The organism is Pseudoalteromonas sp. Of7M-16, from assembly GCF_022347805.1.
GTDB lineage: Bacteria > Pseudomonadota > Gammaproteobacteria > Enterobacterales > Alteromonadaceae > Pseudoalteromonas > Pseudoalteromonas luteoviolacea_F.
Map to the genome: position 1 here is coordinate 250,385 of NZ_JAKRFY010000003.1, position 25,834 is coordinate 276,218.

Here is a 25,834-nt window from a genome sequence, read left to right on the forward strand (position 1 = left end):
GTACTCTATAAAGAAAAACCATCAAGATCTGAACTTTCTTCCACGTCACCACTGCGCTCGATCTCTGTATCGAGACGCATTTGTTCGTTCCAACGTGCTTCATCCCAGATCTCAAACTTATTTAACAAGCCGACAAGCATTAACTTCTTCCCTAAGTTGGCATAACTGCGCAGGGCTGGAGCTAATAAAATGCGGCCATTTTTATCCAATTGATACTCAGTGGCATGCCCCAACAGCATTCTTTGCCACCGTCTGACCCTTGGATTTGTATTCGATAACTTTTGTAAACGCGCTTCAATATCCTGCCACTCAGATAAGGGATACACCCACAGGCAGGGTTCATTAATCGCAATGGTACAAATGACAGTGCCCATTTCTTCAGACAACAAAGTATCGCGATACTTGGTCGGTATCGAGAATCGCCCTTTATCATCAAGGCTAATTAAGTTCGCGCCGCGAAACATCTTGCTGTTGCCCTGTTCACTAAGAAATGTACATTTTGATCCAAATTGATCCACTTTAACCCACATTCTACCACAGTTGACAAGTCTAGGGCTTGACAAGCCATTTTGTCAAGCTATCAGGGCGTCATAAAGCAAGCCAAAATCCAGAAAAAATCAGGCTTTCAACGAAGTTTATGATAAGTGTGGTAAAAAGTGGGAATAGAAGAAAACAAAGCGCAAATTAATAATAAATTTTGCGGAAAATCGCTTTTGATGAATGAAAAATATCACCACCAATTAAGCCTTTCTCACTCAACTCTTTGATAAAAATCATATCTTAAATTAGATAAATTGTGCTTGTGTTTGGCGATTTACAAACTCGCGGTTATCATATACATGTATTTACAAATTGAGATCTCACTATTCTTTATTCATCAATAAAACACCGCTTTTTTAGACTAATGTTGCTGCTCTCCATACCTGGCTTTTTAGCGGTTTTTGCACTTTTGGTTGAACAGCGTTCGGATATTTTGCATGGCAAAGAGCAAGATGCGCTATTTTTTGCCAACCAGATCGCGACCTTGCAACGTGTAGACATTACTGACACGCAGCATTTGCTCTATAATTTAGCCAAAGATGCGACACTGTTAGATACGCAACAACAAGGCTGTCCAAAGTTACTAAAACATGCGTTGATTATTAATAAAGAGTTTGCAAATTTTGGCTTAGCGACCCCCACAGGCCATGTTTTTTGTTCGTTACATCCACTCAAAGCCCCAATTAGTATTGCCGACAGAGCCTACTTTTTGCAGGCTATCAGAACTGGTACATTTAGCATCGGTGAGTACCAAAACGATCGCAGTGTATATAGCGAAACCCTCAATTTTGCACAGCCTGTCTATCAACAAAGTCAGTTAAAAATGGTAATTTTTGCCGTACGCAGACTAACAAATTGGAGTGAGTCACTCTCTCACCTGCCCTTGCCAATAGGCACACGTGTTATGGTTGCAGACAACTATGCCCAGATAGTAGCCGAATACCCTTATTCGAAAAAAACACTCGGGCGCTCGGTAAGCGACGATTGGCCTAGTGACCTTCAACCTTATGTGACCAAGACAGTCAAAGATAAAAAAGGGCTTCATCACGTTTACTTTAGGCTGCCGTTGCAAGCCCCCCAATCTGAGCTCAGTATCTATTTTGATTTTCCATTCGATGACGCACTGCATGAAGTAAACAGTCAATTTATACTCGTAACCGCGTTGTTTTTACTTACAATACTGGTGCTTTTTTGGACTGGCCGTGCTCAGCTCAATCGCTCATTATTGACGCCTCTAAATAACTTTAGTAAGGCAATAGGTGCATTGGCGCACGGAAAAGAACATAAACTTGGGCACGCCGATATGCCCAAAGAGCTGGCAGAGCTTGCGGCACACTTTGAACGAATGGCAGCAGTGCGACTGCATGCTGAAACCATCGCACACAATAAAAATGCCGAACTCAATACCTTGATAAAAGCCCTTCCCGATAACTATCTAAGGCTAAACAAAGCGGCTAAAATCCTCGATAAACATGGTGATCGAGTCAACAATAAGCAGTACATTCAAGAAATCTTTCCCACTCATATCAATATTCGCATCAAAGCCGCGATGGCAATGCTTGAAAACCAAGCAAGTACTTATTTTGAATATGCACACAAAGAAAATGGCCAGAATACTGTTTTTGAGATCCGTATACAGCGTATCGATCACAAGGATGAAGCGATACTCATTATGCGCGACATTAGTCAGAAAAAGCAGCAAGAAGAGGCTCTTAACTTAGCTGCGTTAACATACAATAACAGCAGTGAGTGCATGGTGATCACAGATGCCCAAGGGTATATTTTAGATATTAACCCTGCTTTTACTCGAGTAACTGGGTTTGAGCAGCGTGAAGTCGTTGGTAAAACAACTTCGATCCTTAGTTCAGGTCGCCACGATGCCAGCTTTTATGAGCAACTCTGGCAATCAATTATCAAGACAGGAAAGTGGCAAGGTGAAATCATCAATAAACGTAAAAATGGTGAGCTCTATACAGAGTGGTTGACCATAGATACGGTTTACGATGAACATGATGAACCCTACCGCCGGGTTGGTATTTTTGCAGATATCACGGATAAAAAGTTAAAAGATGAACAGCTTTGGCGACGAAGCCACTTTGACGAGCTCACTGATCTCCCCAACCGCACCAGCCTTAAAAAACAGCTGAATACTCTGTTTGGACTGCCGGAACACACCTTTGCAATACTGCTACTCGATATTGATCATTTTAAAGACATTAATGATACGCTGGGGCACTATTACGGAGATATCCTGCTAAAACAAATTGCCAAACGCCTCAAAAAATTATCCGAGTCTTCAGCAAGGCTAACGCGGATAGGTGGTGACGAATTCGTGTTGATCTACGATCGTTGTACAGACCGTAAAAATGCAATTGAATTAGCCGAGCAGATCTTAGACGCACTAAAAGTCCCTTTTACATTGGAAAACGACACCTACCCCATCGCGGCAAGTATTGGTATCGCCTTCGCCCCAGAGGACGGTAAGAACACCGAGCAATTACTAAAAGCAGCCGATCAAGCCATGTATAAAGCCAAACAGATTGGCAGAAATGGTTTTGCCCTATTTAGCTCAGAATTGAGAGAAAAAGCAGAGCAACGCATTTTACTACTAAAAGATATGCGCTTTGCGCTGGCACAAAACCAGTTTGAAATGCACTTTCAACCTATTGTTTCAATGCATACGCGCCAGATCACTAAAGCAGAAGCATTGATCCGCTGGCAACACCCTAATAAAGGGATGATAAGTCCAGCTCAGTTTATTCCGTTAGCGGAAGAAACTCAGTTGATCCATCAGTTGGGCGAGTTTGCTTTTGACCAAGCTGTTGAAGTGCTGCAAAAGACCCGCAACTTGCATAGCCAGTTACAATTAAGCATTAACGTTTCACCGATCCAATTTAGCGCTAAACACACAACGCTGCTAGCTTGGCAACATCAACTCTCTAAACATCAACTCACACCAGATATGTTAGTGCTTGAGATAACTGAAGGTTTAATGATGCAAGGTGAAGGGCGCAGTCAAAAACGCCTTACAAAATTAATCCAGCAAGGGTTTGTCATTGCTTTAGATGACTTTGGCACAGGCTATTCATCACTAGCGTACCTCAAACAAATGGATACCGAGTTTATCAAAATTGATAAACGCTTTGTTGACGGTATCGAAATCAATGAAGACGATTTAGTACTGTGTGAAACTATGATTTTGATGGCGCACCAGCTGGGGCTCAAAGTGATAGCTGAAGGCATTGAAACAGCAACACAGCATGAACTTCTCAAACAAGCCGGTTGTGACTTTGGACAAGGATATTTTTATAGTAAACCATTACCAAAAGAGGCGTTTATCTCGTACCTAGAGCGTGGTAAAGCATAAAAAAAGCCATCATTAAGATGGCTTTGGTCGTTTGGATTGAATCAATTATTCATTTACACCCAACGCATTCATCATCTTGGTCGCGATATCAACATGATGCTGTAGTGTTGAGAATTGCTTTGTCACGCCTTCAGGGCCAAATGCATAGACAGGTACAGGCGCTGCTGTATGGGTACCAGTACCCCAAACCACATTTTGCTGAGTTGCAACAACACGTGCGATCTTTCCAGTAAAGTCTTCCGTGCCGTAGACGTAAAAGTCAGAGAAATCTTCAAAATGAGGCAGTGGGTGGCCATCGCCATTGACCTCATGAGATTCATGAATGGTTGCCGCTTGCTCTAGTGTAACGGTGTAAGGTGTGTGTTTAGTAATGGCAGTTTGCCATTGCTCAGCGCTACTATTTGCAAAATTATAGTTACCATCTACGTCACCCATAATGTCGTAAAATGTTCCTTCTTGATTGTACAAAGTATCAAGTAAAGACAGTGCGCCAAAGTTAAACTTAGGTTTATAAAGAGCATCACCCATACCATCACCAGGCAAAGCCACAGCTGTAGGCGTGTTGTGATCAGAATAACTAAAGCCGAAACTACCCGTTTCGTGGTCCGCCGTCACAACGACAAGCGTATCGTCACGATCTTTGACCCACTCATAGACAGCTTCCACAGCTTCATCAAACTTCAGCAATTCGTTGAGCATCCAGCCCGCGTCGTTTGCATGACCAGCCCAATCAATTTGACCACCTTCAATCATCAAGAAAAAGCCATCTTCATCTTTGGCCAATATATCAAGCGCTTTAACTGTCATTTCTTTCAGTGATGGCTGAGTACAGTCATTGGCTTGCTGACACTTTCTGTAAGCAATACCATCGTCCATGCCAGAATTTGCAAATAAGCCAAGCAATTTATCGCCTTCGACTTTACTCAATTGCGTCTTATCGAACGCTAGCGTATAGCCGTATTCATTTTTCGCATCTAAAACAAGGTTCTTCAAATCATCGCGTTTTGACTTCTTATACACACTTGCAGGCATGCCTAGCTTAGCTAATTGATCCTGCGTTTTTGTATCTGTTGCCACATTTTTAGGAAGGAAAACTCGCGCACCGCCAGAAAGCATGACATCCACATTGCCTGATGAAATAAGTTCTTGCGCAATTTTATCTTCATAGGAGCGATGTGGTTGGTGTGACGCAAATGCCGCTGGAGTAGCATGAGTAATACGCGTATCAGAAACTAAACCCGTTGCCTTACCCATGGCCTTGGCTTTTTCAAGGATAGTCGCAACTTTGTTGCCTTGTGTATCTAGGCCTATCATCTCTGATCCAGCCGCAATGCCGGTTGCAAGCTGAGTTGCAGAGCACGCAGAGTCAGTTACCAGACTACCGGAAGGACCATGAGGTGCATTAAGCGAAAGTCCTAGGTGCCCAGCATTGGCAAATTTGGATAGTGCAGTTTGATTATTTTTATCTTTATAAATGGAGTTCGGTGCGCGTTGAGCATATTCTTCCAATAAACCAACTTGCTGAGGTCCCATACCATCACCAATCATTAAGATGACATTTTTAACTGAGGTAACTGGTGTTGGTGGCGCAGGTGGTTCAGGTTGTTTTGTTGGTACTTCTTTAATTACTTCAACTTCCTTGATCACTTCAACTTCTTTTGGGACTTCTTTGACGACTTCAACTTCTTTGAGGACTTCAACTGTCGAAGTATCATCATTACACCCGGAAAGCACAGCTGCGGACACCGCAAGCGCAATAAGCTTCATTTTCATTTTTATGTTCCTAAAACGTAATCGATTGTGAGCAGCGGCAAGTCTACGATTTAAAAATGACTTTTTTATTTCAGGAACATGTCAACTAAGTTACGCTTTTATTCCTATATTATTGTATTTATGGAAATTATATAAAACATAGGCAATTATTAACTCTGCTTGCCTGTGTAATATGAAAAGGGGAGCTTATTTAAAAGTGCGTAAAATTGCATGCCGAGGTATACGTGAGCTTTGATAGCTAGATAGAGTATAGTAAGTTCGTAAGGTAAGTTCTGATCGCCCAAAACAATGGGCGATCAGTTAAAAATGTGAGTTGGCCTATAAGCCGGGTTCTGTCCCTCTTGCGAGGTGATAATCATTCGTCTAGGCCTAAAATCGCTCTTAGGCTCAAGCAACCTACCCGGTTCCGATGTGGGCCACACCATAAGGAACCCTATTTGGTCTTGCTCCGGGTGGAGTTTACCTTGCAACCAACTGTTACCAGTGGTCCGGTGCGCTCTTACCGCACCCTTTCACCCTTACCAACCGAAGTTGGCGGTCTTCTCTCTGCTGCACTTGTCGTGGGCTTTCACCCCCCAGCCGTTAGCTGGCACCCTGCCCTGTGGAGCCCGGACTTTCCTCCCCTTGATCATTTTCGTCACAAGCAGCGATTATCCGGCCAACTCGGCGCGTATTATACCCTTTTCTAGGCTAAATCACAGCGATTTTTCTAGGATTCTTCTCTTTGAGCAATGATGGCTTTATACAGTGCATTTTTCTTTAATCCGAAGTACTCTGCTGCAACTCCACATGCCTTCTTAAGCGGCATCTCGCTCTCTAAAAGTGTGATTAATTTCTGTGCTTCAGGTGTGATTGCTGCCGTTTCTTTCCCTTTTCCAGGCAAAATTAACACCAGCTCACCTCGTTGGCGCTCCGGCTCATCAGTCAAAAACTCTATCAACTCACACACAGGACCACTAAAAAACGTCTCGTACGTTTTAGTCAACTCCTTCGCAAACACCACCTGCTGTTGTTCCCCCAGCGCGGTAGCTAAATCTCCTAAACTGGCCATAATGCGATGAGTGCTTTCGTACATAATGCTGGTGATCCCCGAATCAAACGCATCTTTAAAAAACTGTTGTCTTGCCTGACTTTTTGCTGGGGTAAAACCGACAAATTGAAATTTGTCGGTCGGCAACCCGGAACAACTGACAGCGGCAATCGCAGCACACGCGCCAGGCACGGGTGTAACTTTTGCGCCGACATCTCTACACAGATTGACCACAGCATAGCCAGGATCACTGATTAAAGGAGTGCCTGCATCAGACACCAAAGCGATATCTTTTCCTTCGTTCAACCAGTCTACGATTTGTTGCGCTTTTTGTTTTTCATTATGATCATGCAAAGCAAAGGTTTTTGCTTTAATATTAAAGTGGCTCAATAGTTTGCCAGTGTGGCGCGTATCTTCTGCTGCGATCAGATCTACTTCAGCCAAGGTTTTCAGCGCGCGTTCACTAATATCGTCTAAATTGCCAATAGGTGTTGCGACGATGTAAAGGGTGCCTATTTTGTCTAAGGTTTCGGCTTTTGTCATTGAGCTCTCCAAGATCAGTCAGTAAGATATTCACATACAAGGTGATGAGTGAAGGTATACGCGTGCAACTGAAAAAATTAAGTCTAATAGTGGCTATATTGTCCGGGTTATCAGCGTGTGGTACAACCCCCAAAAACCAACAACCTGTAAGTAACCCGCAATCTCAGGTCCAAAAAGCCCAGCCACAGGAAAATCTAAATGCAAATGCATTGTATACCCTTGCTCTATCCAAACAAGGCGCTAGCAGAATACAGTTACTCTACAGTGCTAGAGAAGCAGCTATCAGCGAACAAAACTGGCCGGTGCTAGAGCAGGTATGTTTTGAACTAGAGACTAAAGCAAGTGTCGATCATGTGCAAAACAAGCTATACATCGCCTTTGCGCAAAAAGAACAAGGAAAATATGAGAGTGCCCACACCATATTACAAACCGTCAATGCACAGCTAAAGCTTGCAGAGCATAGAGGATGGCACCAGTATCTGACAGGCAGTATTTTTGCCTCCCAAAAATTACCCAAAAAGGCGCTCGTTCACTACTTTAAGAGCGCAGATATCGCGCAACAAAATAAACTCACCATCGCAGGACTAGACAAAGATATTTGGTCCGCTTTACAACAGCTATCTTCCTATGCGCTCGAGCGCTTTGACCGCGGTTCAGTCATTCAACAGGGGTGGGTCAAACTTGCAAAGTATCACCAAGTCTATTTAGGCTCAACCGTGCAACTGCACCAAGCCATGAATAATTGGCAAAGGCGCTATAAAAATCACCCGGGCAGTTTCATTATTCCCAATGAAGTCAAATCGACCATCAACTTGGCGCCCTACCAAGCAACTAAGCTAGCAATTTTATTACCACAATCAGGTAGTAGCGAGCGTTTAGGTGCCGCGTTGAAAAATGGTTTCTTAGCTGCGATGGATAAAAGCCAAGTAAATGAAATTTACTTTATTGATGAAATGGACAGCGCAGAGCTGATTGAGAGAGAACTACAAAAAGTTCAAGCAGATTTCATCATAGGGCCACTTTTAAAATCCAATATAGTCAAAGTTAAATCCAGCAGTTTTGTCGCTCAATCTGCTGCTATTTTTTTGAATGAAATAGACCCAGAAGATGCCGAGCGCATCCATACTGAACACTATTATTTTGCTCTTAACCCTGAGCATGAAGTAGAACAAGCAATGGTACACTTTTTAGCAAAAGGTTTTCAAAAGCCTATGCTGCTCGCACCGAATACACCATCTGGCCAACGTCTCATTGCTCACTTTAATTCACAGTGGCAAAACTTCAGTAAAACAGAGCCTGAGGCTGGGTTTTACAACAACAGTGAAGACATGGTCGAGGTGATCACTGGGTTGCTTGAGGTGGATAGCTCAAAAGCTAGGATCAAAGAAGTTAAAAGCTTATTTCGTAGTGAAGTGGAAAGTGAAACACGCTCTAGGCGAGACATAGACGCGATTTATATTTTAGGCGACGCAATTGAAACCCGTTTAATCAAACCGTACCTGGATGTCAATGTCAGTACCTTTGCGGAGCGGATCCCGCTCTACGCCAGTTCTCGAAGTTACAGCAAACAAATCGACAAAACAGACAAAGGTGATTTAGAAGGGTTATATTTTACCGAGCTTCCTTGGATGCTTCCCGATGCCATCAACGAACGAAATTTACGTGATACCTATGCCCGCTTGTGGCCTGAACAAGCAGATATTGAGCAGCGGCTGTTTGCGATGGCACATGATGCACTCAATCTCATTCCGGAACTTAAGCAGTTAAGTAAAATTCCAGGCAAAGAATTCGATGGTTTAACGGGCTCTTTGAGCATAAAAGAAGCCAATCAAATACACAGAAAATTAAGTTGGGGACAATACCATAAAAATAGTATTCGCCTCGTGAGTTTAGATGAACGCCTGCCGACTCCTCTTTTTATGCAAAAAGAATAAAGTATGGTTCTGGGACACCCTAAGCTGCTAGGAGCAATCAATTAAGGAGAGATGAAATGCTAAAAGGAATTTTTACTAATACACGAGAGAAAGGTCTTTACTTTGAAACTATTGCAGAGCGTTACTTAAAAAAACACGGCCTAACACCAGTTTCACGTAATTACTTGTGTAGACATGGAGAAATTGATTTAATCATGAAAGATGCCCAAACTTGGGTATTTGTGGAAGTTAAATACCGCAAAAGTCTCAAATATGGCGGTGCACTCAATACACTTTCACAACAAAAACAACAGCGTCTAAGGCGCAGTATCTACCAATATATGCAAGATTTTACCTTGCATAATGTTGCGCTGCGCGTAGACTTTGTTGCAATACAGGGGAACACCCCACATGCGATACAATGGATAAAGAACGTTTTTTAATATGCAAGAATCTATCAAAGCCATCTTTACCGAAAGCATTCAAGCGCAAATAGCGGCGGGAGAGGCACTTCCAGAACAACTAGAAACGGCTGCATACGTCATTTCTCAGACCTTAATTAATGGCAATAAATTGATCTGCTGTGGTGAGCCTAGCAGCCACATGCTTGCTGAGCATTTTGCCAGCTTATTGATTAACTTTTATGAAACTGAGCGCCCATGTTTACCTGCATTGACATTGAGTCAATCCAACATCAATTTGAGTAGCCAACACACTAATACTCTCACGGAGCTGTATGCTCGTCAGATCAGGGCTGTAGCTCAGGAAGGAGATTTACTTTTCGCTATTGCGCTCAATGGTAATGAAAAAGAAGTTATCAGTGCAGTCGAATCTGCTTTGACCAAAGACTTAAAGGTCATTGCATTGACGGGCAATGACGGTGGCGAACTAACAGGATTATTGGGACCTAATGACGTAGAAATTAGAGTCCCTAGTAAACGACCTAGTCGAATTTTAGAGTCTCACATGTTTACAGTACATTGCCTAAGCCAGCTCATCGACAACATTTTATTCCCACAGGATGCCTAATTATGATGTTAAGAACCATCTTGTTAATCTCGATACTGTCTTTGCTTCAAGGGTGTGCAGCCGCTGTTGTTGCAGGAACAGCCAGCGCCGTATCGGCAGCCAATGACAGGCGCACAATTGGCTCCCAAATCGACGACAATAGCATTGAAATTAAAGCGACCATCGCACTCAAGAAAATTCAAAGGCTAGCAAAACATGCCAACATTAATGTAGTAAGTGTAAACGGAACTGTATTGCTAACGGGGCAAGTTGCCAATGTAGAAATGCGTACCGAAGCAAACAAGGCAGTACAGTCTGTTATTGGTGTAAAGAAATTATTCAATCAGATCCGTATTGGCAGCAATATCGGCCTTGCTACAAAAGGACACGATACTTGGCTGACGTCAAAAGTAAAAACACAACTCCTTGCTGATGACAATGTCAATGGGAGTAATATCAAAGTTGTTACTGAAAATGCTGAAGTCTTTCTAATGGGAATGGTCGCTCCCGCAGAAGCCGAAAAGGCCGTTGAGATTGCACGGAATATCCACGGAGTTGAAAAGGTTATTAAAGCATTCGAATATTTATAAGTGATCAGATATAAAAAAACCTGCTATTGCAGGTTTTTTTCTATTTAATAACGCGCAAATGCGCGCCTTTTTTAGGCTTGTCTGTGCCTGAAGGTTTCTCTTCAGTGTCCTCAGACTGTATTTCAACTTCCTGCTCTACGTCATCAGCAGAGTCATACGCTTGTTCTTCGTACTCCTCTTCAATACTTGCCTCAGAGAAAATAGTCCCTTCACCATTTTCTCTCGCGTAGATAGCCAGAACCGCCTCAACAGGTACATATACCTGCATAGGCTGGCCAGAAAAACGCGCACTGAAGCTCAGTGCGTCGTTATCCATTGAGAAGTTGTTTGCCGCGCTAGGGCTCACGTTAAGTACAATTTGTCCATCTTGTACAAATTGGACTGGCACTTGAACATGAGGATAGTTGGCATTGACTACTATATGTGGAGTGCACTGATTGTCCACTATCCACTCATAGAACGCCCTTAGTAAATAAGGTCGATTTGATGTCATTAGCTGCGGATCTCGCGCTCAATATCAGTCAGAGACGCCTGGAAAGACTCACGTTCGAATAAACGAAGCATGTAATCTTTCAATTCACTTGCGCCACTGCCGTTAAGTTCAATACCCAATTGAGGCAAACGCCATAGTAATGGTGCCATAAAGCAGTCTACCAAGCTAAACTCTTCACTCATAAAGTAAGGTGCTTCGCCAAAGATAGGTGCCACAGCAAGCAGAGCTTCAGTTAACTCTTTACGCGCGTTATCAGCATCGTTTCCTGATAGAATTTTATCAGCAAGGCTGTACCAATCATTTTCGATACGGTGCATCATTAAGCGGCTGCGACCACGCATAACTGGATATACTGGCATCAACGGTGGATGCGGGAAACGCTCATCCAAATATTCCATAATGATATTTGCTTGATACAAGCCAAGTTCACGATCGATCAGCGTCGGAACAGTACCATATGGGTTAATTTCGTGTAGCGCTTCTGGCAAGTTATCCTTTTCAGCCAGATGAATATCAACACTTACACCTTTTTCTGCTAAAACGATACGAACCTGATGGCTATACATACAGTTTGCACCAGAAAAAAGAGTCATAACTGGGCGCTTATTGGCAGCTACGGCCATGCCTACCTCCATAAATTAATCACAAAGTAATCAAATCACTTTAAACAGCAATAGGGGCATATGCCCCTATTACCTATAATCACCATTGAGTGTTCAAATTAATGAACGTCTCTCCAGTACTCTTTCTTCAATAAGAAAGCTAAGATGAAGAAGATTACCAAGAATCCAAGCACTTTGATACCTATTGCTTCTGATTCTAATCGAGAAGGCTCACCCACATACGCTAAAAAGTTAGTGAGATCCCTTGCTGCTTGATCGTATTCATCATCACTCATCTCACCGGAGCCGTCAGTTTCGACACCCACAATTTTGGTTACAGTCTCACCATTTTCAACGACATCTTCTGTAATTGCCGTTGGTAAGCCCTGTAGTTCTTGTAGAACGTGAGGCATTCCCACCAGTGGAAATACAACATTATTCACACCAAAAGGACGAGACTCATCTTTATAAAACGACTTTAAGTAGGTATAAATGTAATTTGGTGATTTAACTCGAGATATCAAGGTTAAATCTGGCGGTGCCGCACCAAACCATTTGGCAGCATCATCCTGAGACATTGAGTTAAGGATGTGCGAACCTACTTTAGAGTCATCAAAAATTAATGTCTCTTTACCTATTTCAACAGGGATACCAATATCACGAAAGGTGCGTTCATAACGTTGATATTGCATCTGGTGACAACCTAAACAGTAATTCATAAATAGTTTAGCGCCACGCTGCAAAGATGCATTGTCCCTCAAATCAATATTAGCGTCCATAAGCGGAACTGATGGACCTGCTGCCATTGCGAAGGTTGGCAACAATGCGAACAAACCGATTAATAGCTTTTTCATCATTTCGTCAACCTCGTCGGTAGTGGCTTTGTCGCTTCATTCTTTGAATAGAAATATAACAATACAAAGAACATGAAATACGTCACAGTACAAATTTGCGACAAGATTGTAGAAAATACCGTCTGTGGTGTAGCACCAGCCCAACCTAAAATTAAGAAGGTCACTACAAACTGTGCGATATTTAACTTATGCCAAATACTGCGATAACGAATGGAGCGCACCTTACCTCTATCTAGCCATGGCAATAATGCCAGCATAACAATTGAGGCGCCCATCGCCACTACGCCAAATAGTTTATCAGGAATAGCACGTAAAATCGCATAGAAAGGCGTAAAATACCAAACAGGGAAGATATGTTCTGGTGTTTTAAGTGGGTTTGCCGCTTCAAAGTTTGGCGCTTCTAAGAAGAAACCATTCATTTCAGGCATGAAAAACACGACCCAACAGAACAAAATAAGGAAACCAGCAACGCCCAAGACGTCCTTTACAGTGTAATAAGGATGGAATGGAATGGCATCTACAATGTCTTTTTTACTCGTGTAGTATTCATGGAATTCAAACTTAGGCTTGTCCTCTTCAGCCACTGAGCCTTTTTTACGTTTGATCTCAATACCGTCAGGGTTGTTAGAGCCCACTTCATGTAGCGCTACAATATGTAGGAACACAAGAATAACTAATACTAAAGGTAAGGCAATTACATGCAATGCAAAGAAACGGTTTAGGGTCGCGCCGGAGATAACATAATCACCTCGGATCCAAAGAGTTAGATCTTCGCCGACAAACGGGATCGCACCAAATAACGAAATAATTACCTGTGCCCCCCAAAATGACATCTGACCCCAAGGCAATAAATAACCCATGAAGGCTTCAGCCATTAGCGCGAGAAATATCAGCATGCCAAAGAGCCATAACAATTCTCTTGGCTTCTGATAAGAGCCGTAGATCATGCCACGGAACATATGCAAGTATACGACGACAAAAAATGCAGAAGCACCAGTGGAGTGGAGGTACCTCAACAACCAACCGTATTCAACATCTCGCATGATGTATTCAACTGAAGCAAATGCGCCCTCTGCAGAAGGCACAAAGTTCATTGTTAACCAAATTCCTGTCACAATTTGATTAACCAAAACCAAAATCGCTAAGGAACCAAATAAATACCAAAAATTGAAGTTTTTCGGAGCTGGGTATTGCGCAATGTGCATATTCCACACACGCGTCATAGGAATGCGATCGTTGATCCAGCCTACTACAGAGCTGACAACACCATCGCTAGATTGCTTGCTCGGCGCATCTGTAGCCGGGCTTTGTTCTTCATATTTAGTTGCCATTATGCCACCTCCTCTTCTTCGCCCACAAGAATTGTGGTGTCATCAAGGAAGGTGTACGGTGGTACTTCCAAGTTCAATGGTGCGGGAACATTTTGGAAAACACGTCCAGCCATATCGAATTTAGAACCATGGCATGGGCAGAAAAAGCCATCAGCCGTACCTTCCACTTTCTCGCCGAACCCACCATTCATAAACGTTGGAGAACAACCCAAGTGGGTACAGATCCCAACCGCAACAAAAATTTCCTCTCGCTTTGAGCGGTAGCTGTTTTTTGCCGAGTCCAACTGTTGTGCCTCGTTGGAGTTGGGGTCACGAAGTTGATCTTCGTGTTGTTTCATTTGTTCTAGCATTTTTGGTGTACGATAAATAACCCATACAGGTTTCCCTCGCCACTCAACACGAATTAGTTGTCCAGGCTCAAGTTTGCTTATGTCCACTTCTACAGGAGCCCCTGCAGATTTAGCACGCTCACTTGGATTCCAAGACGCAATAAAAGGAACAGCAGCTCCAACCGCACCAACACCACCTACGACAGAGGTAGCGATAGTTAAAAAACGGCGTCGGCTGTTGTCAACAGGCGCATTGCTCATCCACTTATCTCCACTATGATCCTCAACACTTGCTATATTGAGAACATCAGTTACAGCAGGTTAATTTTAAGATATTTCAAAATAGACGCGATCATTAGTAAAAACCATTTATTTAACAAGGTTATTACTATTCTAATGATGACCATATAAAGTGCTAAACGCTTCAATAAACAGCCAAGACTAGAAACGACAGGTTATGATATGACGTCTTTCGCAATGATTCCCTGACCAAGATCAACCTCTTTTCAAATGAATGAAAAATTAATCAGATGATATCGCGATATAATTTACTTGCCCTGCAAGTGTAGCAGAGAAATGGCGATAAATTGGTCAGCCGAAAAATAACATTTAGGCTTTTTAGAAAGTTTAAAATAGTACGGAAGGTATTTTTAGAGGACATACAAAGCGGCATAAACCGCTTTGCTTTTATGTTTAAATATCACTATTGAATTAAAAAATAGCCATTCAATTTACGATAGTGCTCCCAGCCAGCTGAACAGCTCGTTACATCACGATCTCGCCAATATAATGCAACCTCTTTTCCCGATGCATATGCAGTCAATGCCATGGATAATGAAGTTTGATCGTCGGGTAATAAGATCCAGCGAGTGTTTGTGTTGTCTAAATAAATCGCCGCTTGATTCTTATCTGTCCACTTCACTAGTTTAATAATTTTACCCTTACAGGTCACCTCTGCTTGAACTGCAAATGTGGAAATGAGAATAAAGATACTAATAAGGTATTTCATGACTAATCCTTTCATTTTTATTGTTGTTTTTAAAATATAAAACCACAATATTCGCCTGTAGTTTGCTTCAATGAAACTTTTCAAATCGAAGGAACCCAACAAATTGTGGCTGTTCACCTGTCGTTTCAATCACCCCCTCGGTGAATGAAAAGCGGCTAATCGCAATTGTACCAATAGTTTAAACATCACAATAGTACTTAAAACAAAAAACCCAGCACAAGGCTGGGTTTTTGCAAATTCTGAAACGTAATAAATTAACGTTTTGAGAACTGTGTCTTCTTACGTGCTTTCTTAAGACCAACTTTCTTACGTTCAACGCGACGAGCGTCACGAGTAACGAAGCCAGCTTTACGTAGAGTAGGACGTAGTGACTCGTCAAACTCCATAAGTGCACGAGTGATACCGTGGCGGATTGCGCCAGCTTGACCAGTCATACCACCACCTGCAACAGTGATGTAAAGGTCAAACTTCTCAGTTAGTTCAACTAGCTCTAGTGGCTGACGAACAACCATGCGAGAAGTTTCACGACCGAAGTATTCTTCGATAGAACGTTGATTAATTACGATGTTGCCAGTGCCTGGGCGTAAGAATACGCGAGCACTTGAACTTTTACGACGACCTGTACCGTAGTATTGATTTGCCATGATAGTGCTCCTTAAATGTCTAGAACCTGAGGCTGTTGTGCCGCATGGTTGTGCTCGTTACCAGCGTAAACTTTAAGTTTACGGAACATTTCACGACCTAGAGGACCGCGAGGTAACATGCCTTTAACTGCTTTTTCGATGATCATTTCAGGCTTTTTAGCTTGAAGTTTTTCGAAGTTAACAGACTTAAGACCACCTGGGTAACCAGAGTGAGCGTAGTACATTTTCTGCTGTGCTTTGTTACCAGTTACAGTAACTTTCTCAGCGTTGATAACGATGATGTAATCACCAGTGTCAACATGTGGAGTGTACTCAGCCTTGTGCTTACCGCGAAGGCGAGCAGCGATTTCAGTAGCAATACGACCTAAAGTTTTACCTTCAGCGTCAACTACGTACCAGTCACGTTTTACAGTTTCTGGTTTAGCAACAAACGTTTTCATTTATAAAATCCAAAGTTTTCAGTTAAAACCACTGGTAGTCAAAGGACTACCGCTCTACTAATGGTGCTTCAACCCCTTCGAGTTTAAGACTTTTTTGCCGCTCAAGTCGGTGGCTAAGCCGACGAGGGCTATAGAACGCAACGTGGCAGGCCGCGGATTATAGCAAGGGTAACTTGGAAAAACCAGCGTGTGGCTGATTTTTCCACTAGAAATGTTATTTAATTAAGCTAAGTGTTCTCGTGACAGGTATTCGAGGGATTGCATTTCTTGTAAGCGACTGATACAACGCCTGAATTCAAAGTTTAATGTACCTTGCGTATAAATGTCATCAATGGGTGCCTCTGAAGAAATGATCAGGGTCACATTGCGCTCGTAAAACTCATCTACCAAGGCAATAAAACGCCGTGCAGCATCATCATTAGACTGCCCCATTTGCTTTACATTCGATAAGATAACTGTGTTATACAAACGGCTAATCTCCATATAATCCACCTGCGAACGAGCCGTTTCACATAACTGCGTAAAATCAAACATAGCGATGCAATCTGATACCTTACGCGTTTTAATCATACGCCCTTCAATTTCGATTTCAGAATCAAACACGCCAGGTTCTGGTGACAACTTATCAAAGTACTCAAATAAATTGTCATCGGCCTGTGCATCAAGCGGACTATGAAAAATTTCTGCGGACTCCAATGTACGTAATCGATAGTCTATACCAGAATCCACATTCACAATTTCTGTATTGGCTTTAACAAGTGCTATAGCAGGTAAAAATCGCGCTCGCTGCAAACCGTTACGATACAGCTCATCAGGTACAATATTGGACGTCGCAACAAGGACAATTCCGCGTTCAAACAACGCCTCCATCAAGCCACCTAATAACATCGCATCGGTAATATCTTGGACAAAGAACTCATCGAAGCAAATGATGTCCGTCTCTGACTTAAATATGTCGGCAACAACGTTGAGTGGGTTTTTTACCTCTTTGAGCTTTTTTAATTCATCGTGAACACGATGCATAAAACGGTGAAAATGCACGCGCATTTTTCTGTCACCGGGTAAAGCTTCATAGAATGTGTCAACCAAATACGTTTTACCTCGGCCTACCCCTCCCCAAAAATAGAGTCCTTTTACGGGCTCCATTTGTTTTTTACCAAAAAGCTTAGCAAAGAAGCCTTTTGGCTCAGGCGGTTGAGATATCAAATCGTCATATAAACGCTGCAAATGCTTTACCGCATTCTCTTGCGCACTGTCGTACTGAAAGTCATCTCTTGTAAGATCTTGTTGATACTTTTCCCACGGCGTCATCATATTTTTTATTAAACAGAGCAGTTTTATTTGCCCAATATATTAACACGCATCCAATCTCAGCGTATATTTAACCTATCGATAGATAGCATTTTAGTAAAAGTAATTAGGTGATACTCACCTTACACAGGAGTAAATATGACAACAATTGCATGGTTGGGCTTATTGATCATCGTGGCGATCAGTGCATTTTTCTTAGGTTCACTCTTTACCAAAAAGCAGTTCAAACATGAAGAATTAGAACAGCAAGCGCAGCAAGCTGAGCAAAACTTGGAACAATATAGGCAGGACGTCGCAGACCACTTAGCAAATACTAAAAAGCTAGTTGGCAAAATGCAGGACAATTACAGCCAACTGCTTCAGCACGTAGAAGACACCAACCAGCTTTTACTTGAAGAAAAACGCAGTCACTCAAGTGAGCCGTTTTTCTCTAAAGAGACCACTGAACAACTTCAAGCATCATTGCGCGCAAGACCTGAAAAAAGGCGTAATAGTGAGTCAACTCATCATCAACAACCGGTTGATTATGCCGAAGGAGAAAGCGGTTTATTTAACGATGATCGCGCAAAAAGCGAGCAATTAAAAACTTCTTGATGAACTTTTTTTCAGCCTCATAGTCTTTAGAAATAACCACCGAATAACAGAGCGGGTATTATCCGCTCTTTAATTCTGACTCACATCATACCGCTTAAAGGGCATTCTAAGCGGCTGTTTAATAAGCAGTAAAAGTGATGTGTTTAACGCTGTTATTTAGGAGAATTTCCAGACTATGAAATTAAAATTAACTTTATTATCCGCAGCGCTTTTCTCTTCCAGCTTACTTTTGCTTCCACATAGCGCAGAAGCTAGGCTACCTGTTGCGGTCGATGGCCAACAACTGCCGACGCTAGCGCCGATGTTAGAGCGTGTAACACCAGGCGTCGTGAGTATCCAAGTTTCAGGCGCTAAAGAAGTACGCCGCCGTGTTGACCCATTTGATTTCTTCTTCGGCAACCCAGCTCCACGAACACAAAAACGTCCTTTTAGCGGTTTAGGCTCAGGGGTGATCATAGATGCCGGAGAAGGCTATGTTGTCACCAATAACCATGTGATAGACGAAGCCGACAATATCATTGTTACACTCAAAGATGGCCGCGAATTTAAGGCCAAATTAATTGGTGCTGACAAAGAATCTGACATTGCACTGCTTCAGATTGATAACGAAGATCTTACAGAAGTAAAGCTCGCTGATTCAGATAAACTCCGTGTTGGTGATTTTTCAGTTGCCATCGGTAACCCATTTGGCTTGAGCCACACAGTGACATCAGGTATCGTCAGTGCACTTGGCCGCAGTGGCCTGAATATCGAAGGTTATGAAGACTTTATTCAAACTGATGCAGCAATCAATCAAGGGAATTCAGGCGGCGCATTAGTCAACTTAAAAGGTGAGCTAATTGGTATTAACACCGCAATTCTGGGCGCTTCAGGCGGTAATGTTGGAATAGGCTTTGCAATCCCGTCCAACATGATGAAAAACTTAGTCGACCAAATCATCGAGTATGGCCAAGTCCGACGTGGCTCCCTTGGTATTGTCGGCCGCACACTCAATGCTGGTCTTGCTGAAGCCCAAGGGTTTGATGTCAAACAAGGTGTTTATATTCAAGAAGTCACCCCTGATTCAGCAGCCGCTGAAGCTGGAGTTAAAGCAAATGATGTGATTACCAGTATCGACGGCGATAAAGTAGAAAGTATTGAAGAGCTGCGCGGAAAAATCGCCACCCTTGGAGAAGGCCGTGAAATTGAAGTCGGCATTTACCGTGATGGTAAAAAACGTACCTTAGATGTTAAATTACAAGGCCAAAATGAACGACAAGCTCAGGCTGACCGGATCCATCCAAGCTTACGAGGTGCGGTCCTTGAAAGTAATGAGCGCAATGGCAATCAAGGTATTGTAGTTGTCAGTATTGATGAGCGTTCGCCAGCAGCTCGAGTCGGACTGCAAGAAGGCGATGTAATAATGCAGGTTAACCGCCAACGAGTAACTACTGTCAGAGAAATGAAGAGTCTGATTGACGATATTCAAGGCAACATTGTACTTGGCATTAAACGAGGAAGAGATTCTGTTTTCTACCTAATTCAGTAAAGAGTTACAAAAAACAGCTAGAATTGCGCAGTGGCTCTTGCCGCTGCGTTGTTTTGTGTCATGATAGCTTTATCACAAAATAAAATACGTATAACAATAAACCGTGCTTCAATTTATTAGATTTATTCTCGCCCCCGCTTTGATAGGGCTCGGTATTGCTCTTTTGATCCTCTGGTTAAAACCTGAGTTAAGAGAAAAAGCAGCCAATCTAAACGTGCCATACACTGTTCAGCAAATGAGTTTTGCCAATGGTGTTAGCAGAGCAGCACCTGCTGTTGTCACCATATTTTCAGAAAGTTTTAGTTCTGTACCTCGATTTAAGCGCCAAAATCGCATCCAAGAATTGGGCTCTGGGGTGATCATGAGTTCGGATGGCTATATCTTAACTAACTATCACGTTATCAATAGTGCAGATCAAATCATTGTTTTATTGCCCGATGGTAGACAATATTATGGTGTGCTGATCGGATTCGACACCATTACAGACCTCGCGGTCATCAAAGTCAATGAAGATCATCTGCCAGTTATTCCAATGAATGACAATTTAATCCCGCGTATTGGGGACGTAGTACTGGCCATCGGCAACCCGCTCAACCTTGGACAAACCATCACGCAAGGGATCATTAGTGCCACAGGTAAACAAACTTTAACAGAGAGCCAATATAATAGCCTGCTGCAAACCGATGCTGCGGTCAACGTGGGTAACTCAGGCGGCGCTCTGGTCAACTCAAATGGTACTTTAGTTGGTATTACATCTGCTCAATTCACCACTCGATACAACATTGATATTGAAGGTATCTCCTTTGCAGTACCCTATCGGCTTGCCAAGGATGTTATGACTAAAATTATTGAAGACGGCCGCGTTATTCGGGGCTATTTGGGTTTCAAAGGCACCGCAGTGGATAACAAGGGGCAGGTTATTACCGATGTTTACACCCCGATCATGGGTCTACGGATCAGCGAGCTTGACCCCCTAGGTCCTGTTTGGCAAGCGGGCATGAAAGATGGAGACATTGTCACCAAAGTTGCGGGAAATGCCATTACCAACCCGCAAAAAACACTGCGTACCATTGGCAACACAGAACCCGGTACCGAGCTTGAGTTTGAAGTGAATCGCAATGGAGAGCGCCTCGTATTTATGGTCGAGGTAGTCGAGCTTGAAACCCCGATTTACTAGTGCTTCCATCTAGAAGAAGCGAGCGGTGAAGCGACACCATAATTGGTTCATCCAGCTATGGTGAGCTTCTTCACTTAGCGCGCGATCTTAGTTGTGCTTACGGCGAATATTTGCCCCAAGACGACTGAGCTTATCTTCTATTTTTTGATAACCTCTATCAACATGGTAAATGCGGTCAACGACAGTTTCACCTTGTGCGACAATGCCCGTTAAAATCAAGCTAGCTGAAGCACGCAAATCCGTTGCCATCACTTGTGCACCCGATAAACGCGTGGTTTCATCACAAATTGCAGTGTTGCCTTCAAGACGAATATTGGCGCCCATTCGCTGAAGCTCTGGCACATGCATAAAGCGATTTTCAAAAATCGTTTCGGTAATCGTTGCACTGCCATTTGCAACCACATTGAGTGCCGTAAATTGCGCTTGCATATCTGTTGGGAAACCAGGATGTGGCATGGTCTTGATATTTACCGCTTTAAGATCTCGATTTTTCATACTGACAAATATGCTATCGCCATTGACCTCAACTGCGGCATTGGCTTGACGTAGCTTTTCAAGTACAGGTTCGAGACTCGCGTGATCCGTATTGCGACACAATACTTCACCTTTGCTCATTGCTGCGGCGACTAAAAATGTGCCTGTTTCAATGCGATCAGGTAGAATTTTATGCTCACAGCCATCTAACTTTTCAACACCTTGTATTTCAATGCGGCTTGAGCCCGCCCCTTGAATTTTGGCACCCATGGCAGTTAGACACAGTGCTAAATTGATGATCTCAGGCTCACGAGCTGCGTTTTCTAACACAGTGGTCCCCTCAGCCAAAGTTGCGGCCATTAGGAGGTTTTCTGTCGCACCGACCGACACGGTTTCCATGAAAATTTCCGCGCCTTGCAAGCGCTTTCCCTGTGGCGTTTGAGCATTGATATAACCATTTTCAACACTAATTTGAGCGCCCATCTTTTCAAGGCCTGAGATATGTAAATCAACCGGACGAGCACCAATGGCACAGCCGCCTGGCAAAGAGACCTGTGCTTTGCCAAAACGCGCTAACAATGGTCCTAGCGCTAAAACAGACGCACGCATCTGCTTTACAAGCTCATAAGGGGCCAGTACTTTGTCAACACAGCGCCCATCTACTTCCAGTAATTCTCCACGCCAATTTACTTCAGCACCTAGTGTTCGCAGTAGCGCTTCTGTCGTAACAATATCGCGCAGCTGAGGTACGTTACTAAATGTACTTTTGCCATCTGCAAGTAATGCAGCAAATAAGATGGGTAGAGCCGCATTCTTGGCTCCAGATATAGTGACTTCACCGTTTAAAGTGGTGCCACCTTGGATTACAAATTGATCCATTGTGGCTCCTAATTATTGTGGCAAAATAAACTTCTGCTCGCGCTGCCACTCGGTAGGTGTGAATGCTTTTATGCTTACTGCATGGATCGTCCCATCTTTGATTACTTCCATCAATGGGGCGTATACCATTTGTTCTCTTTTAACGCGTCTTAGTCCATCAAAACACTCACCAACGGCAATCACTTCATAGTGACTGCCATTCGCTTTTACTTTTACTTCGTCTAAGGTCAAAGATTGTTGTAAAACAGTTTCGACTTGATTCGTTTCCATTGGACTCACTCAAATAAGGTTGTGACCTGCCCCAATTCCATTAAATTTTGCAATTGCTCAGGTCTATTCTTTAACTCAAGGCGTGTGCCTTGTTGTTTCAATTTTCCTAAAGAGTGAATTAACCAAGCTAAACCCGCGGTGTCAACCCTTGAGACCTCACAAAGGTCAAAATACAGCTCTGACTGCGCATTTTCTAACAATTGATTAAGAAGTGATTCATTTATCAGCGTGTCACGAGTCAATTCACCTTTAACCGCGACCGTATCATCAGCAACCTTAGTGAAGTGCAAATTAGGCATTTCCATCGTCCCCTCTAAACTGGACCGGCAGCTGACTTTTCTTTTCTAACAGCGTGATCACATGCTCAATCCCCTGCTGACGCAAAATACCATGTAACTCACTTTGTTTCGCATCAAGTAGGCTGATCCCTTCTGCCATCATATCAAATGCACGCCACTCGCCTTGTTTGTTTTTACGTACCTTAAAGTCAATTTTGATATCAGGTTTACCCGCTTCAATAATCCTAGTTTTTACAGTAGCCACATTCGCGTCGCCTATAGCACGTGGTGTTTCAAACTCTACTTTTTGATCTGTGTACTGAGTGAATACGCCCGCATACGTTGCAACTAAATACGATTTAAACACCTCAATGAACACCTTGATGTTCTGTACCGCCTGCTTTTTCTCTTCCTTATCTTTAATCGTACGCACTTTTTGAATATAGCTGCCCAATACTCTATAGGCCGCATATTTATAGTCGATATAAGGTAAAAGCTCCTGCTCAACGATCACTCTCAAGTGCTCTTTATCTTTGGCAATAATATTTTGATCTTTGGCTACTCGCTGAAAGGTATTTTCTGCAACCTGTTGAACCATTTTATACGGGTCTTTCAAGTCAACCTGCATCGCATTGGCAAACGATACCAACAACGAGAAAATAAAAATGCTCACAACAAAAAAATGATTCTTCGACATATCTGCTTACTCGCTGCTTTGATTAAACAAGAATTGACCTATCAGTTCTTCTAATACGAGCGCTGACTTAGTATCCGTTATCGCATCGCCGTCTTTCAGCGCTAGACTTTCAACACCAAAGAGATCGTCTAGATCTACTTCATCCTGTGCTGAAACTTCATTCCCTAAACACGTTTGTTTTGCAGATTCTGAAGCGATAACAGGTGAAATACCTAAGTATTGCTCCCCAAGTATACCCGAGGTCAAAATGGATACAGAAGTGGTATCAGAGAACTGACATTCATACGTTTTATCAATGCTCATACTCACAACTGGGACAAACTCTTCAGGATGAATTTGAATGCCCTCAACACGACCAATGACAACACCACCTACCTTAATTGGAGCACGAGTTTTTAACGAGCCGATATTGTCAAACTTGGCTTCCAGTCTATATGTTTCACCATTGCCACTGATCCCAGCATTAGCCACTTTCATAGCAAGCATAACAAACGCAGCGACACCTAAGGCTACAAATAAGCCAACTAAAATTTCTATTTTCCGTGTATTCATTTTTCCTAACCCTTAACTCGAAAACATCACTGCTGTTAATACAAAATCAAAGCCTAAAACAGCCAGTGAAGAATGCACAACGGTTTCCGTTGTCGCCTTGCTTATCCCTTCTGAAGTAGGGATACAATCATAGCCTTTATACAATGCGATCCACGTAACGATTAACGCAAATACAAAACTTTTTATAAGACCATTCATTATATCTTGTTGTAGCGAAACCTGAGACTGCATGATTGACCAAAAGCTTCCAGAGTCCACGCCTAGCCAATCAACACCGACTAAGTGCGCGCCAATAATTGCCACAGCGGAAAATATCAATGCCAATAAAGGCATACTGATAAAGCCGGCCCAAAAACGAGGTGCTACAACGCGTTTTAAAGGGTCCACAGCCATCATTTCTAAACTAGATAGCTGCTCTGTTGCTTTCATCAAACCAATTTCTGCGGTTAAAGCACTGCCTGCACGACCGGCAAATAATAAGGCTGTCACAACAGGGCCAAGCTCTCGTAACAAGCTCAGTGCTACCAATGGCCCCAAGCTGTCTTCAGCACCATAACCTACTAACACCGTATAGCCTTGCAGCGCTAACACCATGCCTATAAATAAACCTGATACCATGATGATCAAAAGAGACTGGTGACCAACCATGTAAAGCTGCTTTATCAGTAAAGGTGTTCCTTGTCGGAGGTTGGGCACATTCAACAAAGCCCCTAGTAACATTTGTGTCGCTCGACCGATAGATGCAAAGCGGCTGAGCGTTTTATGTCCTAACTTTTGTAAAAAATCCACGCTTATAGGCCTCCATCCAATAATTCCTGTTCATACGGCGCAGCTTTAAAATGAAACGGGACTGGACCATCCGACAATCCTTGCAAAAATTGCTGCACAAGCGGAGAACTATGTGCCAACATCTGTTCTGGTGAGCCACTGCCTATAACACCCTGCTCTGCGATGATAACAACATGATCAGCAATACTGAGTACTTCAGTGACATCATGGGTCACAATGAGCGATGACAGTCCCAACACTTCATTCAGAGATTTAATCATTCTGACCAGCACACCCATTGAAATCGGATCTTGCCCCGCAAAGGGTTCATCGTACATGATTAGTTCAGGGTCAAGTGCTATTGCTCTTGCTAATGCAGCTCGCCTAGCCATACCACCTGACAGCTCTGCAGGCATAAGCGATCGCGCACCGCGTAAGCCAACCGCTTGTAGTTTCATTAATACGATAAGGCGAATTAAGTCTTCACTTAGCTGAGTATGTTCACGTAGTGGAAAAGCAACATTGTCAAAAACGGACATGTCGGTAAAAAGTGCGCCACTTTGGAATAGCATGCTCATTTGTTTTCGTGCTTGATATAACTCAGAACGAGACATAGCTGGCACACTTGAGCCCATAAACGTAATATCGCCACTATCTGGGCGAAGTTGACCACCTATCAAGCGCAACATGGTTGTTTTACCAATACCACTAGGCCCCATGATGGCTGTAATTTTACCTCTAGGCACTGAGAAGCTCATATTTTTATATATGACCCTATCACCGCGAGAAAAGGTTACATCCTTGACTTCAACGATTGACTGCGACAAGTCGCTCTCCATA

Annotated in this window: 27 protein-coding genes and 1 other RNA gene; 8 read left to right on the forward strand and 20 right to left on the reverse strand. The window is 42.9% G+C overall.

Features of this window, described 5'->3' with window-relative positions; all coding sequences use genetic code 11:
- Positions 1-5: 5 nt before the first annotated feature.
- Positions 6-464: a division/cell wall cluster transcriptional repressor MraZ gene (gene mraZ / locus MHN81_RS04825; protein WP_023397210.1), complete on the reverse strand. Its 459-nt coding sequence runs from the start codon at positions 462-464 to the stop codon at positions 6-8.
- Between the two features lie 440 nt (positions 465-904).
- Here mraZ and MHN81_RS04830 point away from each other — a divergent pair, with 440 nt between their 5' ends.
- The gene (locus MHN81_RS04830; RefSeq protein ID WP_239425161.1) at positions 905-3,907 is read left to right on the forward strand and encodes an EAL domain-containing protein; all 3,003 of its coding nucleotides are present in this window, start codon (positions 905-907) and stop codon (positions 3,905-3,907) included.
- A 45-nt stretch (positions 3,908-3,952) separates the two neighbouring features.
- Here the strand turns inward: MHN81_RS04830 and MHN81_RS04835 are convergent, their stop codons facing one another.
- The 3 genes from MHN81_RS04835 to rsmI all read right to left on the reverse strand — a co-directional run bounded on the left by MHN81_RS04835 (position 3,953) and on the right by rsmI (position 7,253).
- Positions 3,953-5,680 carry an alkaline phosphatase gene (locus MHN81_RS04835; RefSeq protein WP_023397212.1) on the reverse strand — a complete coding sequence of 576 codons (1,728 nt, stop codon included), beginning with the start codon at positions 5,678-5,680 and terminating at the stop codon, positions 3,953-3,955.
- A gap of 305 nt (positions 5,681-5,985) precedes the next feature.
- An RNA gene (rnpB, locus tag MHN81_RS04840) (RNase P RNA component class A) lies at positions 5,986-6,346 on the reverse strand.
- A 43-nt stretch (positions 6,347-6,389) separates the two neighbouring features.
- Positions 6,390-7,253: a 16S rRNA (cytidine(1402)-2'-O)-methyltransferase gene (rsmI, locus tag MHN81_RS04845; RefSeq protein ID WP_023397213.1), complete on the reverse strand. Its 864-nt coding sequence runs from the start codon at positions 7,251-7,253 to the stop codon at positions 6,390-6,392.
- Positions 7,254-7,315: 62 nt separating this feature from the next.
- Here rsmI and MHN81_RS04850 point away from each other — a divergent pair, with 62 nt between their 5' ends.
- From MHN81_RS04850 to dolP, 4 genes are read left to right on the forward strand one after another with little or no spacing between them, the layout of a single operon-like run.
- Positions 7,316-9,187, forward strand: coding sequence for a penicillin-binding protein activator (locus tag MHN81_RS04850; protein WP_239425162.1), 1,872 nt, complete (start codon positions 7,316-7,318; stop codon positions 9,185-9,187).
- Between the two features lie 56 nt (positions 9,188-9,243).
- Positions 9,244-9,609: a YraN family protein gene (locus MHN81_RS04855; RefSeq protein WP_023397215.1), complete on the forward strand. Its 366-nt coding sequence runs from the start codon at positions 9,244-9,246 to the stop codon at positions 9,607-9,609.
- Between the two features lies 1 nt (position 9,610).
- Complete coding sequence (locus MHN81_RS04860; protein ID WP_239425163.1) at positions 9,611-10,195, forward strand: SIS domain-containing protein; 585 nt, start codon at positions 9,611-9,613, stop codon at positions 10,193-10,195.
- 2 nt (positions 10,196-10,197) lie between these two features.
- Positions 10,198-10,764, forward strand: coding sequence for a division/outer membrane stress-associated lipid-binding lipoprotein (gene dolP, locus MHN81_RS04865; protein ID WP_023397217.1), 567 nt, complete (start codon positions 10,198-10,200; stop codon positions 10,762-10,764).
- A 40-nt stretch (positions 10,765-10,804) separates the two neighbouring features.
- Here the strand turns inward: dolP and MHN81_RS04870 are convergent, their stop codons facing one another.
- The 9 genes from MHN81_RS04870 to zapE all read right to left on the reverse strand — a co-directional run bounded on the left by MHN81_RS04870 (position 10,805) and on the right by zapE (position 17,777).
- Positions 10,805-11,257: a ClpXP protease specificity-enhancing factor gene (locus MHN81_RS04870; protein ID WP_239425164.1), complete on the reverse strand. Its 453-nt coding sequence runs from the start codon at positions 11,255-11,257 to the stop codon at positions 10,805-10,807.
- Positions 11,257-11,880, reverse strand: a complete 624-nt coding sequence (gene sspA / locus MHN81_RS04875; protein ID WP_023397219.1) for a stringent starvation protein SspA — start codon at positions 11,878-11,880, stop codon at positions 11,257-11,259. Before sspA ends, MHN81_RS04870 begins: the two co-directional genes overlap by 1 nt.
- 98 nt (positions 11,881-11,978) lie before the next feature.
- The gene (locus tag MHN81_RS04880) at positions 11,979-12,716 is read right to left on the reverse strand and encodes a cytochrome c1 (RefSeq protein WP_023397220.1); all 738 of its coding nucleotides are present in this window, start codon (positions 12,714-12,716) and stop codon (positions 11,979-11,981) included.
- On the reverse strand, positions 12,713-13,936 hold the full coding sequence (locus MHN81_RS04885; protein ID WP_052027326.1) for a cytochrome b N-terminal domain-containing protein: 1,224 nt from the start codon (positions 13,934-13,936) through the stop codon (positions 12,713-12,715). The genes MHN81_RS04880 and MHN81_RS04885 overlap by 4 nt, the downstream gene beginning before the upstream one ends.
- Before the next feature lie 107 nt (positions 13,937-14,043).
- Positions 14,044-14,634: a ubiquinol-cytochrome c reductase iron-sulfur subunit gene (gene petA, locus MHN81_RS04890; protein WP_023397222.1), complete on the reverse strand. Its 591-nt coding sequence runs from the start codon at positions 14,632-14,634 to the stop codon at positions 14,044-14,046.
- Positions 14,635-15,076: 442 nt separating this feature from the next.
- On the reverse strand, positions 15,077-15,382 hold the full coding sequence (locus tag MHN81_RS04895; RefSeq protein WP_023397223.1) for a hypothetical protein: 306 nt from the start codon (positions 15,380-15,382) through the stop codon (positions 15,077-15,079).
- Between the two features lie 254 nt (positions 15,383-15,636).
- Entirely contained in the window at positions 15,637-16,029 is a 393-nt protein-coding gene (gene rpsI / locus MHN81_RS04900) for a 30S ribosomal protein S9 (protein WP_145925054.1), read from the reverse strand.
- Positions 16,030-16,037: 8 nt separating this feature from the next.
- Positions 16,038-16,466, reverse strand: coding sequence for a 50S ribosomal protein L13 (gene rplM, locus MHN81_RS04905; protein ID WP_023397225.1), 429 nt, complete (start codon positions 16,464-16,466; stop codon positions 16,038-16,040).
- 222 nt (positions 16,467-16,688) lie between these two features.
- A complete protein-coding gene (gene zapE, locus MHN81_RS04910; protein WP_036974892.1) occupies positions 16,689-17,777 on the reverse strand; it encodes a cell division protein ZapE in 1,089 nt (362 codons plus the stop codon).
- 138 nt (positions 17,778-17,915) lie between these two features.
- On the opposite strand from zapE, the gene MHN81_RS04915 reads away from it, so the two are divergent.
- From MHN81_RS04915 to MHN81_RS04925, 3 genes are all read left to right on the forward strand, one after another.
- Complete coding sequence (locus tag MHN81_RS04915; RefSeq protein ID WP_023397227.1) at positions 17,916-18,371, forward strand: DUF1043 family protein; 456 nt, start codon at positions 17,916-17,918, stop codon at positions 18,369-18,371.
- 175 nt (positions 18,372-18,546) lie between these two features.
- Entirely contained in the window at positions 18,547-19,899 is a 1,353-nt protein-coding gene (locus MHN81_RS04920) for a DegQ family serine endoprotease (RefSeq protein ID WP_023397228.1), read from the forward strand.
- Positions 19,900-20,002: 103 nt separating this feature from the next.
- A complete protein-coding gene (locus tag MHN81_RS04925) occupies positions 20,003-21,076 on the forward strand; it encodes a trypsin-like peptidase domain-containing protein (protein WP_023397229.1) in 1,074 nt (357 codons plus the stop codon).
- Positions 21,077-21,163: 87 nt separating this feature from the next.
- Here MHN81_RS04925 and murA read toward each other — a convergent pair whose 3' ends face one another.
- The 7 genes from murA to MHN81_RS04960 are packed head-to-tail and all read right to left on the reverse strand — an operon-like array spanning position 21,164 to position 25,833.
- Complete coding sequence (gene murA / locus MHN81_RS04930; protein ID WP_023397230.1) at positions 21,164-22,429, reverse strand: UDP-N-acetylglucosamine 1-carboxyvinyltransferase; 1,266 nt, start codon at positions 22,427-22,429, stop codon at positions 21,164-21,166.
- Between the two features lie 12 nt (positions 22,430-22,441).
- A complete protein-coding gene (locus MHN81_RS04935; RefSeq protein WP_023397231.1) occupies positions 22,442-22,699 on the reverse strand; it encodes a BolA family protein in 258 nt (85 codons plus the stop codon).
- A gap of 5 nt (positions 22,700-22,704) precedes the next feature.
- Positions 22,705-22,998 carry an STAS domain-containing protein gene (locus MHN81_RS04940; protein WP_036974894.1) on the reverse strand — a complete coding sequence of 98 codons (294 nt, stop codon included), beginning with the start codon at positions 22,996-22,998 and terminating at the stop codon, positions 22,705-22,707.
- Complete coding sequence (locus MHN81_RS04945) at positions 22,991-23,674, reverse strand: ABC transporter substrate-binding protein (RefSeq protein ID WP_023397233.1); 684 nt, start codon at positions 23,672-23,674, stop codon at positions 22,991-22,993. The genes MHN81_RS04940 and MHN81_RS04945 overlap by 8 nt, the downstream gene beginning before the upstream one ends.
- Before the next feature lie 6 nt (positions 23,675-23,680).
- Positions 23,681-24,226, reverse strand: coding sequence for an outer membrane lipid asymmetry maintenance protein MlaD (gene mlaD / locus MHN81_RS04950; protein WP_023397234.1), 546 nt, complete (start codon positions 24,224-24,226; stop codon positions 23,681-23,683).
- Between the two features lie 12 nt (positions 24,227-24,238).
- Positions 24,239-25,015, reverse strand: a complete 777-nt coding sequence (gene mlaE, locus MHN81_RS04955) for a lipid asymmetry maintenance ABC transporter permease subunit MlaE (RefSeq protein WP_023397235.1) — start codon at positions 25,013-25,015, stop codon at positions 24,239-24,241.
- A 2-nt stretch (positions 25,016-25,017) separates the two neighbouring features.
- Positions 25,018-25,833, reverse strand: coding sequence for an ATP-binding cassette domain-containing protein (locus MHN81_RS04960; protein WP_036974877.1), 816 nt, complete (start codon positions 25,831-25,833; stop codon positions 25,018-25,020).
- Between the last annotated feature and the right edge of the window lies 1 nt (position 25,834).

Bases quoted from the DNA above. Each gene is read 5' to 3' on its own strand.
- rsmI (WP_023397213.1), bottom strand. From the start codon at position 7,253: ATGACAAAAGCCGAAACCTTAGACAAAATAGGCACCCTTTACATCGTC.
- mraZ (WP_023397210.1), bottom strand. From the start codon at position 464: ATGTTTCGCGGCGCGAACTTAATTAGCCTTGATGATAAAGGGCGATTC.
- MHN81_RS04920 (WP_023397228.1), top strand. From the start codon at position 18,547: ATGAAATTAAAATTAACTTTATTATCCGCAGCGCTTTTCTCTTCCAGC.
- MHN81_RS04915 (WP_023397227.1), top strand. From the start codon at position 17,916: ATGACAACAATTGCATGGTTGGGCTTATTGATCATCGTGGCGATCAGT.
- MHN81_RS04860 (WP_239425163.1), top strand. From the start codon at position 9,611: ATGCAAGAATCTATCAAAGCCATCTTTACCGAAAGCATTCAAGCGCAA.
- MHN81_RS04945 (WP_023397233.1), bottom strand. From the start codon at position 23,674: ATGTCGAAGAATCATTTTTTTGTTGTGAGCATTTTTATTTTCTCGTTG.
- MHN81_RS04855 (WP_023397215.1), top strand. From the start codon at position 9,244: ATGCTAAAAGGAATTTTTACTAATACACGAGAGAAAGGTCTTTACTTT.
- rplM (WP_023397225.1), bottom strand. From the start codon at position 16,466: ATGAAAACGTTTGTTGCTAAACCAGAAACTGTAAAACGTGACTGGTAC.
- MHN81_RS04895 (WP_023397223.1), bottom strand. From the start codon at position 15,382: ATGAAATACCTTATTAGTATCTTTATTCTCATTTCCACATTTGCAGTT.
- MHN81_RS04940 (WP_036974894.1), bottom strand. From the start codon at position 22,998: ATGCCTAATTTGCACTTCACTAAGGTTGCTGATGATACGGTCGCGGTT.
- MHN81_RS04835 (WP_023397212.1), bottom strand. From the start codon at position 5,680: ATGAAAATGAAGCTTATTGCGCTTGCGGTGTCCGCAGCTGTGCTTTCC.
- murA (WP_023397230.1), bottom strand. From the start codon at position 22,429: ATGGATCAATTTGTAATCCAAGGTGGCACCACTTTAAACGGTGAAGTC.
- MHN81_RS04830 (WP_239425161.1), top strand. From the start codon at position 905: ATGTTGCTGCTCTCCATACCTGGCTTTTTAGCGGTTTTTGCACTTTTG.
- MHN81_RS04935 (WP_023397231.1), bottom strand. From the start codon at position 22,699: ATGGAAACGAATCAAGTCGAAACTGTTTTACAACAATCTTTGACCTTA.
- mlaD (WP_023397234.1), bottom strand. From the start codon at position 24,226: ATGAATACACGGAAAATAGAAATTTTAGTTGGCTTATTTGTAGCCTTA.
- dolP (WP_023397217.1), top strand. From the start codon at position 10,198: ATGATGTTAAGAACCATCTTGTTAATCTCGATACTGTCTTTGCTTCAA.
- MHN81_RS04960 (WP_036974877.1), bottom strand. From the start codon at position 25,833: ATGGAGAGCGACTTGTCGCAGTCAATCGTTGAAGTCAAGGATGTAACC.
- sspA (WP_023397219.1), bottom strand. From the start codon at position 11,880: ATGGCCGTAGCTGCCAATAAGCGCCCAGTTATGACTCTTTTTTCTGGT.
- MHN81_RS04870 (WP_239425164.1), bottom strand. From the start codon at position 11,257: ATGACATCAAATCGACCTTATTTACTAAGGGCGTTCTATGAGTGGATA.
- MHN81_RS04885 (WP_052027326.1), bottom strand. From the start codon at position 13,936: ATGACGCGTGTGTGGAATATGCACATTGCGCAATACCCAGCTCCGAAA.
- MHN81_RS04880 (WP_023397220.1), bottom strand. From the start codon at position 12,716: ATGATGAAAAAGCTATTAATCGGTTTGTTCGCATTGTTGCCAACCTTC.
- zapE (WP_036974892.1), bottom strand. From the start codon at position 17,777: ATGACGCCGTGGGAAAAGTATCAACAAGATCTTACAAGAGATGACTTT.
- petA (WP_023397222.1), bottom strand. From the start codon at position 14,634: ATGAGCAATGCGCCTGTTGACAACAGCCGACGCCGTTTTTTAACTATC.